At 65.9% G+C, this 13434-nt stretch carries 13 protein-coding genes and 1 tRNA gene; 8 read left to right on the forward strand and 6 right to left on the reverse strand.

Annotation, left to right across the window (positions count from 1 at the left end; all coding sequences use genetic code 11):
• The first annotated feature begins 90 nt into the window (after positions 1–90).
• From H1343_RS09630 to H1343_RS09640, 3 genes are all read left to right on the forward strand, one after another.
• Positions 91–570, forward strand: coding sequence for a peroxiredoxin (locus H1343_RS09630; RefSeq protein WP_185982712.1), 480 nt, complete (start codon positions 91–93; stop codon positions 568–570).
• The gene (locus H1343_RS09635) at positions 567–1385 is read left to right on the forward strand and encodes a ferritin-like domain-containing protein (protein ID WP_185982713.1); all 819 of its coding nucleotides are present in this window, start codon (positions 567–569) and stop codon (positions 1383–1385) included. The genes H1343_RS09630 and H1343_RS09635 overlap by 4 nt, the downstream gene beginning before the upstream one ends.
• Before the next feature lie 85 nt (positions 1386–1470).
• Positions 1471–2700: a M23 family metallopeptidase gene (locus H1343_RS09640; RefSeq protein ID WP_185982714.1), complete on the forward strand. Its 1230-nt coding sequence runs from the start codon at positions 1471–1473 to the stop codon at positions 2698–2700.
• Here H1343_RS09640 and H1343_RS09645 read toward each other — a convergent pair.
• Both H1343_RS09645 and H1343_RS09650 read right to left on the reverse strand, forming a co-directional pair.
• Complete coding sequence (locus H1343_RS09645) at positions 2697–3173, reverse strand: DUF192 domain-containing protein (protein WP_185982715.1); 477 nt, start codon at positions 3171–3173, stop codon at positions 2697–2699. The two genes, H1343_RS09640 and H1343_RS09645, sit on opposite strands and share 4 nt — an antisense overlap.
• Entirely contained in the window at positions 3173–3751 is a 579-nt protein-coding gene (locus H1343_RS09650; protein ID WP_185982716.1) for a cold-shock protein, read from the reverse strand. Before H1343_RS09650 ends, H1343_RS09645 begins: the two co-directional genes overlap by 1 nt.
• A 234-nt stretch (positions 3752–3985) precedes the next feature.
• Here H1343_RS09650 and H1343_RS09655 point away from each other — a divergent pair, with 234 nt between their 5' ends.
• The 4 genes from H1343_RS09655 to H1343_RS09670 all read left to right on the forward strand — a co-directional run bounded on the left by H1343_RS09655 (position 3986) and on the right by H1343_RS09670 (position 7468).
• Positions 3986–4426 (forward strand): VOC family protein, encoded by a 441-nt coding sequence (locus H1343_RS09655; RefSeq protein ID WP_185985585.1) that lies wholly within the window; start codon positions 3986–3988, stop codon positions 4424–4426.
• A gap of 183 nt (positions 4427–4609) precedes the next feature.
• Positions 4610–5641 carry a YcbK family protein gene (locus H1343_RS17005; protein WP_246332913.1) on the forward strand — a complete coding sequence of 344 codons (1032 nt, stop codon included), beginning with the start codon at positions 4610–4612 and terminating at the stop codon, positions 5639–5641.
• A gap of 82 nt (positions 5642–5723) precedes the next feature.
• Positions 5724–5798: transfer RNA gene (locus tag H1343_RS09665), tRNA-Glu, on the forward strand.
• A gap of 476 nt (positions 5799–6274) precedes the next feature.
• Entirely contained in the window at positions 6275–7468 is a 1194-nt protein-coding gene (locus tag H1343_RS09670) for a TDT family transporter (RefSeq protein WP_185982717.1), read from the forward strand.
• A 17-nt stretch (positions 7469–7485) separates the two neighbouring features.
• Here the strand turns inward: H1343_RS09670 and H1343_RS09675 are convergent, their stop codons facing one another.
• Entirely contained in the window at positions 7486–8376 is an 891-nt protein-coding gene (locus H1343_RS09675) for a LysR family transcriptional regulator (protein ID WP_185982718.1), read from the reverse strand.
• A gap of 494 nt (positions 8377–8870) precedes the next feature.
• Here H1343_RS09675 and H1343_RS09680 point away from each other — a divergent pair, with 494 nt between their 5' ends.
• Positions 8871–9581 carry a response regulator transcription factor gene (locus H1343_RS09680; protein ID WP_185982719.1) on the forward strand — a complete coding sequence of 237 codons (711 nt, stop codon included), beginning with the start codon at positions 8871–8873 and terminating at the stop codon, positions 9579–9581.
• Between the two features lie 179 nt (positions 9582–9760).
• Here H1343_RS09680 and H1343_RS09685 read toward each other — a convergent pair whose 3' ends face one another.
• From H1343_RS09685 to H1343_RS09695, 3 genes are read right to left on the reverse strand one after another with little or no spacing between them, the layout of a single operon-like run.
• Positions 9761–10369 carry a hypothetical protein gene (locus tag H1343_RS09685; RefSeq protein WP_185982720.1) on the reverse strand — a complete coding sequence of 203 codons (609 nt, stop codon included), beginning with the start codon at positions 10367–10369 and terminating at the stop codon, positions 9761–9763.
• Positions 10369–11676, reverse strand: coding sequence for an HlyD family type I secretion periplasmic adaptor subunit (locus H1343_RS09690; RefSeq protein WP_185982721.1), 1308 nt, complete (start codon positions 11674–11676; stop codon positions 10369–10371). The genes H1343_RS09685 and H1343_RS09690 overlap by 1 nt, the downstream gene beginning before the upstream one ends.
• A complete protein-coding gene (locus tag H1343_RS09695) occupies positions 11669–13390 on the reverse strand; it encodes a type I secretion system permease/ATPase (RefSeq protein ID WP_185982722.1) in 1722 nt (573 codons plus the stop codon). The genes H1343_RS09690 and H1343_RS09695 overlap by 8 nt, the downstream gene beginning before the upstream one ends.
• Positions 13391–13434 lie beyond the last annotated feature (44 nt).

A 13434-nucleotide genomic window follows, 5' to 3' on the forward strand; every position in this document is an offset into this window, starting at 1 on the left:
GCCCGGCCCGGTCGCGGCCGGGAGTGCCTGAATCGAACGGATACGGTAGGAGACATCTTCCACTTCATATGGCCGAAAGGAAGGCGTTCCATGCCGACGATCCACGAAGGCGACCCCTGCCCCGACTTCTCCCTGCCTCTGGCTGGCGGCGGCACGATCGGGCTCGACGACTTCAAGGGCCGCCCCTTCGTCCTCTATTTCTACCCCAAGGACGACACGGCCGGTTGCACGGTCGAGGCGAAGGACTTTTCGACGTTTTCGCCTGCCTTCGAGGAGATCGGCGTCAAGGTGCTCGGTGTCTCGCCCGACCCCGTCGCCTCGCACGACAAGTTTCGCGCCAAGCACGACCTCACCATCCGCCTAGCAGCCGACGAGGACAAGGCGCTGATCGGCGCCTTCGGGCTCTGGGTCGAGAAGAGCATGTACGGGCGGACCTATATGGGCGTCGAACGCGCGACCGCGCTCGTTGACGCCGGCGGCCGGATCGCCCGCCTCTGGTCGAAGGTCAAGGTGAAGGGCCATGCCGAGGAGGTTCTGGAGACCGCTCGCGCCCTTGGAGCCTTGGCGTGAGCGCTTGCGCACGCAGCCTGCGCGGCGCGGCCATCGCCGCTCTTTCGGCCCCCGTCCTCGAGGACAAGCTGGCGCTGACGGAGGACGCGGGGGCACGCTGGTTCGCGCGGCGCCTCGGCCTGCACGCCCCCGCCGACGGGCCGCTGCCGACGCGCCCCGGGCGCCCGGCCAAGCCCGACCTCGTCGCACCGCGGCATGTCCCGCGCCGCTCCGCCCACACGCTGGACGGGCGGCTCGCGATGATCCACGCGCTCGCCCATATCGAGCTAAACGCCATCGATCTCGCTCTCGACATCGTCGCGCGCTTTGCCGGCGAGCGCGTGCCGCGTTCCTTCTTCGATGGCTGGATGACCGTGGCGATGGAGGAGGCCAAGCATTTCCGCCTCCTGTCGACGCGGCTCGTGGAACTCGGCTCCTTCTACGGTGCGCAGCCCGCCCATGACGGGCTCTGGCAGGCCGTCGGCGTCACCGCCCACGACCTTGGCGCCCGGCTCGCAGTGGTGCCGCTGATTCTGGAGGCGCGCGGGCTGGACGTGACGCCGTCCCTGCTCGTGAAGCTGCGCGAGGCAGGTGACGAGGAGACGGCCGCGATCCTCGAAATCATCTACAACGACGAGAAGAAGCACGTCGCGATCGGCGCCAAATGGTTCCGCTTCCTATGTGCCCGGCAGGGGCTCGACCCGGCGGCGCGTTTTCAGGAGTTGGTGCGCCAATGCTTCCGCGGCGACGTCAAGCCGCCCTTCAACGATCGCGCACGCGCCGAGGCCGGCCTGACGCCGACCTTCTATCGCTCGCTTTCCCCGCTTTCGAGCTGAACGCACGGCGGAGGACTCACCGATCCTTAACCCTAACGATGCGTAATGGCTGCGTCAGATCGCTCTCTTCCTGCCCCGGATCGCCATGAAGCCCGCCTCGCGACCCCCGCTCTTCGAGACCGTTCGCCCGGCCCACACGCTGACGATCTCGTCAGGCGCGCGCACACGCAGTATTCGCCTGCGCCCCTGGGCACTGAAGACCGGGATCGCCGCTCTCGCTCTGTCGGCCACCGGCTGCGTGGCGCTCGCCGCACTCATCCTGTCGGGAGACAATGTCGCCGCTGCCTTCAAGGCGCGTGAGGCGCGCACCGTCTCGGCCTACGAGGAGCGGATTTCCGACCTTCGCCGTCAGCTCGACCACGCCGCCAGCCGTCAGGTCGTCGAGCAGCAGCGTATTGCGGCGCGCATGGAGACCATCCTCGAGCGTCAGCGTGCCATCGAGGCGCGCGCCGAGCTGATGGCCCCTCTCGTGGAGGAGGCGCGTCCCGCCGTCCTGACGCCGGCACCTGCTGCGTCCGCCTATGCAGCGGAACCTGCGCCTGCCCGCATGCCCTTCGAGGGGTTCGATCTGCGCACGGATCGCGCGAGCGATGCTCGCCTCGCTCTGGTCGAGGACGCCCCGCGAGACGTGCTGCTCGACACGATCGAAGCGAAGCTTGCCGTCGCCGAACGCCATCAGGCAGCCGAGCTCGACCGCCTCGCCGCCGAAGTGGAAATGCGCGCGGCGCAGGCCGCGTCCGTCATCGAACAGGCCGGCTACACCGTGCCGGCGGACGCTTCGGCGATGGGCGGCATTTTCATTCCGCTTGGGTCGGCCGGATCAGAGAAGGCCGACGAAGGCATCGCCCGTCTTTCCGGCGCGCTCGTCGAGCTTCGCCTTTCGCGCGAGGTGGCCAGCAGCCTGCCCCTCGGTCGGCCGGTCAATGGTGCCCGGCGCTCCAGCGCCTTCGGCGTACGCACCGATCCGTTCCTGCGCCGCCAAGCTCTGCACTCCGGCGTCGACTACGCCGCACGGACCGGCTCCCCCGTGCTCGCCACCGGCGACGGCGAGGTCGTTCGGGCAGGTCGCAACGGAGGATACGGGCTCGCCGTCGAGATCCGCCACCCGTCCGGCCATATTACCCGCTACGCGCATCTGTCCGCGATCGATGTCGCCTTGGGCGATCTGGTGGAGCGTGGCGAGACGGTTGGTCGTGTCGGCTCGACCGGGCGCAGCACCGGTCCGCATCTCCACTACGAGGTGCTCAACGAAGGCACGGCCGTCGATCCGGCACCCTATCTCAACGCCGGGCGCGGCCTCGAGATGCTTCTCTAGCGCGTGCCGATGACGGGGTGGACCAGACGGTCCCCCACCGCGACGCCGTAGTCCTGAGCTGCCCCGCCGTTGAGTTCCAGCACGTAACGCACCGGTTCGCTCGACGGGATCGGCGTCAGGGAGAACGGGCGGGCGTTGCGCGCGATCGTTGCGACACTCCCGTCTTCTCGCAGGAAAAGCATGTCGAGCGGGATCAGCGTGTTCTTCATCCACATGGAGACCGGCTGGGTCTCGTCGAAGACGAAGAGCATGCCGTGGTCCTCGTCCAGGCTCTCGCGGTGCATCAGGCCGGTCGCCCGCGTGTCCGGCGTGTCCACGACCTCAACCTCGATGCGGTGAGTGCCCCCTTGCGTGACGAGGGTCGCGCTCGAGCCGATCGAGTTGGTCGTGAAGACGAAGACCGAGGCGACGGCGAGGACCAGCACCAGCGCCAGGACGCGCCAGTTGCGGCCGGCAGCGGCGAGCGCGCCCATCAGTGCGACACCGGATGGACGGGCCCCGAAGCCGGATGGATTTCGGCGGCCATCAGGCCTTTGGCGCCATTACCGAAACGAACCATCACGGTCTGGCCCGGCCGCAGTTCCGTCATGCCGAATTGGCGAAGGGTTTCCATGTGAATGAAGATGTCCTCGGTCTCTCCGCCGCGTGAAAGGAAGCCGTAGCCCTTCGTGCGATTGAACCATTTGACGGTGGCATGCTCCAGATCGCTGGTCGCATCGACCTGAACATGGGTGCGCGCCGGCGCCATCTGCGACGGATGCACCGCGGTGGAGGAGTCCATCGATACGACGCGGAAGGCCTGAAGGCCACGATCTCCGCGCATCACCTCGCAGACAAGCCGAGCGCCCTCGATCGCGGTGGCGAAACCATCCCGCCGCAGACAGGTGACATGCAGGAGGATGTCCTCATCCTCCCCGTCCGGCACGATGAAGCCGAAACCCTTCGCGACGTCGAACCACTTGATCGTGCCCGCCACGACGCGGCACTCCACCTCCGGCGTATCGCCGGTGCGCTCGTCGTCCCGCGTTGCCGCGGAGGCCCGCTGCGTCATCGTGGAAATCCCGTCTGGCATCCTCGCCGAATCATGCATCAACCAGATTATTCGGCAAGGCGTTCCGTGTCAGCCACCGCCGAACATAGGGCCCCTCACAAGAGCGACAGGACCCTTCCGCAAAGCTTTCCGGGTCCTCGACTTGAACGAGGCTGGAGCCTGGCCCGTCCCGGACCTTGGCGTGTGCGACAGGCCTGCTATGTGTCGCGGCGTCATCGAACGGAAGGGACAATGATGCGATATCTCCACACGATGGTGCGCGTCGCCGACATCGACAGCGCGCTCGACTTCTGGTGCGGCAAGATGGGCATGGTCGAGACACGCCGGATCGACAACGAAGGCGGGCGCTTTACGCTGATCTTCCTCGCAGCGCGTGACGACGAGGAGAGAGGGCGCGCCGATATGGCGCCGTTGCTGGAACTGACGTACAACTGGGACCCCGAAGAGTATTCGGGCGGGCGCAATTTCGGACATCTCGCCTACGAGGTCGACGACATCTACGAGACCTGCCAGTCGCTGATGGACAAGGGCGTGACGATCAACCGTCCGCCGCGCGACGGCAACATGGCTTTCGTGAAGTCCCCAGACGGAATCTCCATCGAACTTCTTCAGAAGGGACCGGCCAAAGAGCCTGCCGAACCGTGGTCCTCTATGCAGAACACGGGAACGTGGTAACATCGCTGTCATCCTGACGCCGTAATCGAGCGCCAGTTCTGACCGATGCAGTGAGCGGCGAGCCGCCTCAGGCTCGCCCCGTCGAGGGGATCGACGTACCGAAAAGCCGGAAGAAGCGCCCCGTCAGAGAGGGGTGCGTCCGGCCACGAGAGGGTGGACAGGGGATTGAAAACCCGAAAATGCTTGCCGTCGGGCCAACCGCGCCGACGCTTCACGCCGGCTCTCGCCTCGGGGACCATTCTCCTTTCAGGGCTGCTGATCCTGTCGGGCTGCGTTTCAGCCGTCGATGACACGAGCGCCTTCGGTTTCACCCCGAACACCTCCCTTCAGGATGTCGCGCAGTCCGATGTCGCGCAATCGGGGGACGGCGCGCCCGCAGATGGCGAAGCCATCGCCTCGGTCGAGCGCGAAGCCTCCGGCGACGAGGCACAGGCCGTGCAGGTTGACGAGGCTGCGGCGGAGACCGGCACCGAAGTTGCTGCCGTTCTGCCGGGCGAGGAACCCTTGCAGGGCGACCGGGCTGCAACCGCCGAATCGGCCCGCACGCCTTCCGTGGTCGCCTTCGCGGCTCCCAACGCCCCCAGCCGCGATTCGAACCGCTCCCTCTACGCTTCCCTCTTCACCGATTCCGAGGCCCGCACGCCGGTCCGCAATGCCGAGCAGGGCAAGAGCGGCCGCGTCGTCGTCACTCAGACGGATGGCGCCGGGAGGGCTCAGCCCATGGAGGCCCTGCCCGGCGTCGACCCCTCATCGCTTTTCGAGATCGGGCAGCGGGCATCGGTGGATGACGAAGACTTCCTCGACGATATCGGCGGCTCCTATCAGGTCGCGTCGCTCTCGGGCATGGCGCGCCTCGCGCCCAGCGGCTTCCTTGTCCAGCGCGAGGACATCGTCACCAACTGCTTCGACACGAAGCTGGTCGGTCTTCTCCAGCAGATCGAGCGGCGTTTCGGCGAGAAGGTCGTGATCACGTCGGGCTATCGCTCGCCAGCGCACAACAGGCGCGTGCGCGGCGCGAAGGCCTCGATGCACATGGCGTGCAAGGCAGCCGACCTTCATGTTCCGGGCGTGAGCGGCCGTGCGGTCGCGGAATTCGTGCGCGCTCTGCCGAACCGCGGCGGCGTCGGCACCTATTGCCATACGGCTGCGATCCACGTGGACAGCGGCACGAAGCGGGACTGGAACTGGGCCTGCCGCAAGCGCCAGGACGGCTAACGGCAGGCTTGTCGGAAGCAAGGCTTCTTCGTTCGCGGACGCCTTGCGCCATCGGGCGACTCGCCTTATAGGTCCCCTCGCTGCGCCCATCGTCTAGCGGTTAGGACGTCGCCCTTTCACGGCGAAAACAGGGGTTCGATTCCCCTTGGGCGTACCAGCTCCCGCCCCGATCCTTCGGCGCGGTTTAAGCAATGCCAATTCCCGATCGAAGATGATGTGTGGACCGGGCTGCTCGGCAGTGGTGCCGTTTCCGTATCGGCCGCGTGATCGTCCTCTTCAATCGAATTCTCGAGCGAGCGTCACGAAATGCCGGCACGATCTCGGTTGGTGGCGCGCGTGGCCCATCGACTGCGACCGACATCCCAGCCTGGATCCGGGCCGCAAGGTCTCGGCCATTGGCGCCGACGCGCCGTGCGGCCCCAGTTCAAAGGCGCGTTGCGCCACTCTTTGTCGCCGAGAAGCGCTCCCGAGTGCGTTCCAACGCTGGGTTTGGCAGATCTGCCGTTCAAGAAAGGCTCGGCGTCGCATCGTATGACTAATCGATATTTCCGAACGAATCGACATTGATTAATCATTGGATCAGCAGGTCGGCGACCGTCATCTTTCCCATGACGAACCCGAAAGCCCTATTCAATGACGTTCGAACAGATGCGAGCCGTCTCGCTCGGCCTTCGACCTCTTTCTCGCCTCGACAGCCCGCGCGAGGTCGTCAGGCAGTTCACCCCCAACTGGTTCGCGGTGACGATGGGGACCGGCGTTCTATCGATCGCGCTGGCGCAGGTCGGTCGGTCTGTACCGGTGCTGCATGGTCTGGCTGAAGGGCTTTGGCTCTTTAACACCGGCCTCTTCGTACTGTTCACAGGGCTCTACGCCGGCAGATGGATTTTCTTCTTTGACGGCGCGAGGCGTATTTTCGGCCATTCCGTCGTATCGATGTTCTTCGGCTGCATTCCTATGGGGCTGGCGACGATCATCAACGGCTTCCTGATCTTCGGCCTGCCGCGCTTCGGCTCGGCGGCCGTTGAGATCGCTCACGCGCTCTGGTGGCTGGACGCAGCTATGGCCACTCTCTGCGGTATCGCGATCCCTTACATGATGTTCACACGCCAGAGCCACTCCGTGGACCAGATGACGGGGGTCTGGCTTCTGCCGATGGTGGCAGCAGAAGTCGTGGCCGTCTCGGGTGCGCTTCTCGCGCCGCACCTGACCGACCCGCAGAGCCAGTTCACAATCCTGACGGTATCCTACATCCTCTGGGCGCTGTCGGTCCCGCTCGCCATGAGCGTCCTCGTCGTCCTCGTCTTGCGCCTCGCCGTCCACAAGCTGCCGCACGCATCGATGGCAGCTTCGAGTTGGCTGGCGCTGGGTCCGATCGGAACGGGCGCTCTCGGGCTAATGACGTTGGGCGCCGCTTCCCCCGCGATCCTGGCCGCGAACGGACTGGAGCGGTTCGCCGGCACGGTGGAAGGCCTCGGCTTCGTCGGCGGGCTTCTCCTGTGGGGCTACGGCCTATGGTGGCTGGCAATCGCGACGCTCGTGACCCTGCGCTATCTGCGCGAGGGCCTACCGTTCAATCTTGGCTGGTGGGGCTATACCTTCCCGATCGGGGTCTACGCGTTGGCGACCCTCAAGCTCGGCACGATCCTGCCGGTGCCGGCGATTCATGTGTTCGGCGTCGCGCTTGTCGTGCTGCTCGCCGCCGTCTGGACGATCGTGGCCGCTCGGACGCTGCGCGGCGCGTGGCTCGGGGAGCTTTTCGCAGCGCCATGCCTCAAGGCCGAGCATGGTAGCCCGCAAGGCGATACGATAAGGACGGCTGCCTTCTGAACCCCAAGCCGTGCTATTCAGGGGTCGGACCTCGTGTGCGCGAGTGACAGGAAGGCGGCCGCCGCGCGGCTGATGTGGCGCTGGCGGTGGTGGACGGCGCTGAAGTGGCGCACCGGCAGGTCGAACGGCAGGACCTTCAGCCGTCCTTCTTCGATAGAGCTTTCGACGACGAGCCGCGACAGCGCCGCGATGCCGGCGCCGGCGAGGACCGCGGAACGCACGGCCTCGTTCGAGGGCAATTCGAGCGCGATGCCGATCGCGTTCCTCGCGATGCCGAGATGCTCGAGTGCCTTTTCCAGCATGGTCCGCGTGCCCGAGCCCGGCTCTCGCATGATCCAGTCAGCGGCGACGAGATCGTCTCTGTCGATACCCTCGCGACCAGAGAACGGGTGATCGCGACCGACGATGAGCGCGAGTTGGTCCCGCGCGACGTCCACACTGGCGAGGGCATCGTCGCGCGGCGTGTCCTCGACGAAGCCGAGATCGACCTCTCCTTCGAGAACGTCCGCCTCGACCCTAGCCGAATTGGCGATGCGGACGACGCAGTCGATACCGGGATGGGCTACATGGAACAGGGAAAGCAATGGCGGCAGCCAATAGTTCGCCACGGTGTGGCTGGCGGCGATCCGCAGGCGGCCATGCCGCAGATCCGTCACCGCGGAGAGCATCGCGGCAGCCTCCTCAGCGCGGGCCAGAACGGATCGTGCCTCGGGCAGGAACATTCTGCCCGTATCGGTCAGTTCGATCCGGCGCCCGACCCGGTCGAACAATCTGACGTCGTGGCGTTCCTCCAGAGAGGCGATCGCCGCGCTCGCAGCGGACTGCGTCAGGTTCAGGGCGCGGGCCGCCTCGGTTACGTGCTGTCGTTCCGCAACGGCGACGAAGATGCGAAGTTGCTCGAGGGTCATGGAGGCCTGGGGTCTTCCCGATAAGCGATCTGTTGCTCTTTTTGCTTCTCTTCGCCGTCTACGCCACCACGATCGGCGGGACGATGGCGTGAGAGGACTCCATCCCGCTGCGCGCACAGGCTCTGGCCGGCCGCGCCGCTCGTGCTTACGCTCCGGCCAGAAGGCTCTGCGCTGACGGCGTGGTCCTGCCCCGAACTCTGGTTCGCGATGAGCCGCCGGTGTCGGCCGTACGGACTGAAGTGCGATGACCTGATGGACGCACATCTCCCGCTGGGTAACACGTTTCAACGGCATGTTGCGGGCGAACAACTTCGCGATTCCCGCTAGGGAAGACGACACTAAAAACCTGTTGCTTATTGTTGGTGATTCGGGGATGATGAGTTGACAACAACTCTCGAATGAGCCCTCGACGGAGAATCGAGGTGTAGGAAATTATTGAATACACTCACTTTTTAAATGTTGCGCCGACGAGGGGCGATGGGAGAACTGAAGGTATGATGCCTGAAGTTTACTTGTCCGGCATGATAGACGCCGAACGCCACCCTGCGTTCGAGACCATCATCGTTTCGCGTCACAGCCTCCTGCGCCACAGCCTGCAGAAGCTCATCGAACCCCATCACGGGCCGGTCCGTGGCTATCAGCGCGTCGAGCAGCTCTCGCTCAGTGGTTATGTAGCGCCGGTGGGCAGCATCCTCCTTCTGGACCCGACGGGCGAGACGTCGCTCTGCAGGCAGATTCAACAGGCGGCTGGCTGCCTGCCGGGTGCGCGCGTCGTTCTCCTGCTCAAATCCTCCGACGAACTGGACATGACGGTTGCAATCCACGCCGGCGCGCGCGGCTGTATCGCACAGGAAGCCGCACCGGAAACGATTGCCTCGATCATCAGCCTGATCGCGGACGATCATGTCGTCTGGCCCTTCACCGCACGCACGGGCGTGCAGACCGATCGCCGGGCGACCGACACCGCCTCCAATGTCGCGCACCAGCGGCGGCCGCACGATTTCGACGCCCGCCTCGTCACCCTCTCCAAGCGCGAGATCGAGGTGCTGGAGCGCGTGGGCGAAGGGCTCGGAAACAAGCGGATCGCCAGTTCCCTGCACATCTCCGATACGACCGTGCGGCTCCACATGCGCTCGATCATGCGAAAACTCGGCGCGGAAAACAGGACGCAGGTTGCGCTGTTCGCCATGCATGGCCGCCATTAGATCGATCAAGCGACGAGGCTGAGGCGGTCGAAGGGCGCGGCGGAGTCAAAGTCCACGCGGCGGGTGAGGTAAGGTGCGTCGCTGTCAGAATGCTCTTGTCCAGGCGGCGGCACGGCTGCACCTTGCCGTCGATCGGTCCGGCCGATGTAAGAGGACCGAGACGCGGATGATGGGAGGCCTCACTCCCCGGTCCGCGCAAAGAGATCTGCCAGACCTCCTGCGCCTGAACCGATCGCGGCGGACGCCTCAGCTACGCCGCTCCGGACGATCGGGCTGGCGGATTCGACCATGCGACTCATCATACCGCCCTGCATCTCTGCCGCCAGCGCCAATCCGAGGACCAGATTGGCGCAAAGCGCGAGGGCCAGCCATCGGCGCGTGCGTGCCTTGGCTTGCTCCGCCGCGAAGACGACCGACAGCTTCGACGTAATGATCTCGTCGAGCTTCGGCGGCAACGTGATCGAGAAGTAGGCCTCCAGATGACGCATCGCGTCCCGGATCTCGACGATCGCACCATCGTCTTGGGGGGCGGACCCAGCATCCTTCCGGCCGAGCGCTGCGCGCAGCTCGGCAAGATCGGCGCTGAGCCGGGCGATATCCGATGGCGAGTGATCGTCGGCGGCTGTCTCTGGCGGGGATTGTGTCCGCGCCCCAAGTCGCACGACCCCGCGCGCCGGCGCCGGCACACTGCCCGGCGCGGCAATGGGGCCTCGCACCGCGTCGTTCTGCCCGCCATCCAAACGCCCCGCGACGCCGGCGCCGCTTTCCATCGTGAGGCTCGCCATCATCAATTCTCCCGCATGGCGTGGGTGATCTGGTCGTGCAGAGGCTTGGCCAGATAGGACAGGATCGTACGCATGTTCGTCTCGACGAAGACCTCCGCCGGCATACCCGGTCGCAGGACTTTCGCGTCGATCCGCGCTTCCTGATCCTCGGGGATATCGATCCGCGCAGTGTAATAGGACATTCCAGTCTTCTGGTCCGTGGTCAGGTCCGGCGAGACGTCGAGCACGTTTCCGTAGAGTTCGGGCGTGACGCGTTGATCGAGCCCGGTCAGGCGAATGCGTGCGACCTGACTGGGGCGGACCTGATCGACATCGGTCGGGCTCAGCTTGGCCTCGACGATCAAATCGTCGTCGTCGGGCACCACCTGCAGCAGGGTCTCGCCGCCCGCTACGACCCTTCCGATCGTATGGACGGAGAGTTGATGCACGAAGCCTGAAAGCGGCGAGCGGATGTCCAGCCGATCCAGCCGATCGAGCGCGGCGACCCGTTCCTCGCGCAGTCGCGCGATCTCGACCCGCTTGTCCTCCAGCTCCGTCAGCACCTGTTCGAGAAAGGTCTCGTCGACCTGGATCATCTGGAGTTGGCGCTCACCGATCGCCTGGCGCGCCTCGACGATCTCGGAGCTGAGCGCGGCGTGGCTTCCCATGAGCGAAGCACGCTCGCGCTTGATGGTGATGAACTGGGAGTCCACCACGAGGCCGCGCTCGTGGAGATGGGCGATGTCCTCGATCTGCTCCTCCAGAAGGCCCAGATTCTCGGCAATGGCGCCCTGCTCAGCGTTCAGTGCGGCGATCCGTTCGTGGAACTGACGTATCTGCTCCTCGAGTTGCGCCTTCCGGCCGTCGAGCGTGGCGCGGCGGGCATTCAGGAGTTCGATCTGACCGGAACGCAGAAGCACGGTGCGGTCGTCCTGACCGCCGAGGCTCGCGGGGAAGTCGATCTCCGTCTGCCGGCTCTGCTCCGCCAGCAGCCGGGCCTCGACGGCCTGAAGCTGAAGGAGCTGGCTCGTGACGATCGCCAGATTGGCACGCACGACCGTGCCGTCGAGACGGAAGAGGACTTCGCCCGCCTCCACCCGCTCGCCATCATAAACCTCGATCTCCGACACGATGCCGCCGTCGGCATGCTGCACCTCCTTGGCACGGCCCGCATTGATGACGGTGCCGGATCCGATGACGGCTGCGCTGATCTCGGCATAGGCCGCCACGCCGCCGAAGCCGCCGAGAAGGACCAGGATCGACGCCAGCGCCGTCGTGATCTGGAAACGCAGGGAGCGGTCGATATCGCGGTCGAGTGAGTTCTTAGCCATGATGGACCTTCCTCTGCGTGTCCTGCACGCCGACGGGGATGACGTTTCCAAGCATCTCGTCGCGAGGGCCGAACCCGGCCTGCTGCGCGTTGCGGATGATCAGGACCTTGTTGACGGCGGCCAGCGCGCTGGTGCGATGGGCGACGATGACGACGATCGAGCCCTGCGCGCGGATCGAGAGGATCGCCTCGGCCAGGGCACGCTCACCTTCGATGTCGAGATTGGAGTTCGGCTCGTCCAGAACGACGAGGAACGGGCGGCCGTAGAGCGCGCGGGCGAGGCCGATGCGCTGGCGCTGGCCCGCTGAGAGCCGAGCGCCTCCCTCGCCCACCATGCAGTTGTAGCCATCCGGCAGGTTGGCGATCATGTCGTGGACGCCGGCAAGTCGTGCCGCCTTGATGATCTCGACGATGGAGGGCTCGTTGCCGAAGCGCGCGATGTTGTCCGCCACCGTCCCGTCGAAGAGTTCGACGTCCTGCGGCAGGTAGCCGATGAAGGCGCCACGTTCGGCCTCCGGCCACTGGTCGAGCGTCGAGGCATCGAGGCGCACGGAACCTCGCATCGCCGGCCAGATGCCGACGAGCGCGCGGACGAGGCTCGTCTTGCCCGAGCCGGACGGCCCGATGACGCCAAGCCCGTCGCCCGCCACGAGGTCGAAGGTGGCGCCCTGCAGCGCCAGCACCGGTTCGCCGGGCGCGGCGGTCGCGAGTTCGGAGACGACCAGTTGGCCGCTCGGTGCCGGCAGGCTGCGCGTGCCGCCTTCCGGCAGGCACTTCTTCAGCGCCTCGGCCAGCCGTGTCGCGGCCTGGCGTGCCGAGACGAAGGCAGGCCAGTTGCCGACTGACTGCTCGATCGGGGCCAAAGCCCGCGCCATGATGATCGAGGCGGCGATCATGACGCCCGCCGTGATCTCCTGGTGAATCGCGAGGTAGGCCCCAAGGCCGAGCATTGCCGACTGCAGGAGGAGACGCAGCATCTTGGTGACGGAGGAGAAGAAGTTGCTGCGACCCGATACCGCCTGCTGCGCAGCGTAGTAGTCCGCCAACCGGTCATCGTAGCGCCGCGACACATTCTCGAACATGCCCATCGCCCGCAGGACTTCGGCATTGCGTCGCGAACCGGAGACGAGCGTCGCCTGCGCCGCGCTCTGCGCGTTCAGCTCGCGGCTCGGGGCGCGCGCGGTCAGCTCGTTGGCCAGGACGAGGACGAAGATCACCGCTCCACCGGCGAGAGCCAGCGCGCCGAGCCAGACGTGGAACAGGAAGAGGATGGCGAAGTAGAGCGGCATGAAGGGCAGGTCGAAGATCGCCGCCGGCCCGGACGAGGCCAGGAAGCGCCGGACCTGATCGAGGTCTCGCGTCGGGTCGACGGACGCGCCCTTGCGCCCCATCAGCAGCGGCGCCTGCACCGAGGCCTGGAAGGCCGGCCCAGAAAGCCGCGTGTAGACCCTCATGGCGATCAGCGAGAGGGCTTTCGACCGAAAGATGTCGAGCAGCCCGCTGAAGAGATAGAGCGAGATCGCGATCGCGGAGAGCGCCACCAGCGTGGGCACGGAATTGCTCGCCAGCACCCGGTCGTAAACCTGGAGCATGAAGAGCGGACCGGTCAGCATCAGCGCGTTGAGGACGGCGCTGACAATGAAGATGCCGAGAAGAGCGCTCCGGCATGTCCGCATTGCGGATCGGACAGAAACGCTACGCTTGTCCTTGGTCATGGCAGACCTCAGTCGTCGAGATTGGGAAACACCGGCGCACCGGG

This window comes from Aureimonas mangrovi (assembly GCF_014058705.1).
Classification (GTDB): domain Bacteria; phylum Pseudomonadota; class Alphaproteobacteria; order Rhizobiales; family Rhizobiaceae; genus Aureimonas; species Aureimonas mangrovi.

Bases quoted from the DNA above. Each gene is read 5' to 3' on its own strand.
- H1343_RS09630 (WP_185982712.1), top strand. From the start codon at position 91: ATGCCGACGATCCACGAAGGCGACCCCTGCCCCGACTTCTCCCTGCCT.
- H1343_RS09640 (WP_185982714.1), top strand. From the start codon at position 1,471: ATGAAGCCCGCCTCGCGACCCCCGCTCTTCGAGACCGTTCGCCCGGCC.
- H1343_RS09645 (WP_185982715.1), bottom strand. From the start codon at position 3,173: ATGGGCGCGCTCGCCGCTGCCGGCCGCAACTGGCGCGTCCTGGCGCTG.
- H1343_RS09650 (WP_185982716.1), bottom strand. From the start codon at position 3,751: ATGACGCAGCGGGCCTCCGCGGCAACGCGGGACGACGAGCGCACCGGC.
- H1343_RS09655 (WP_185985585.1), top strand. From the start codon at position 3,986: ATGCGATATCTCCACACGATGGTGCGCGTCGCCGACATCGACAGCGCG.
- H1343_RS09670 (WP_185982717.1), top strand. From the start codon at position 6,275: ATGACGTTCGAACAGATGCGAGCCGTCTCGCTCGGCCTTCGACCTCTT.
- H1343_RS09675 (WP_185982718.1), bottom strand. From the start codon at position 8,376: ATGACCCTCGAGCAACTTCGCATCTTCGTCGCCGTTGCGGAACGACAG.
- H1343_RS09680 (WP_185982719.1), top strand. From the start codon at position 8,871: ATGATGCCTGAAGTTTACTTGTCCGGCATGATAGACGCCGAACGCCAC.
- H1343_RS09685 (WP_185982720.1), bottom strand. From the start codon at position 10,369: ATGATGGCGAGCCTCACGATGGAAAGCGGCGCCGGCGTCGCGGGGCGT.
- H1343_RS09690 (WP_185982721.1), bottom strand. From the start codon at position 11,676: ATGGCTAAGAACTCACTCGACCGCGATATCGACCGCTCCCTGCGTTTC.
- H1343_RS09695 (WP_185982722.1), bottom strand. From the start codon at position 13,390: ATGACCAAGGACAAGCGTAGCGTTTCTGTCCGATCCGCAATGCGGACA.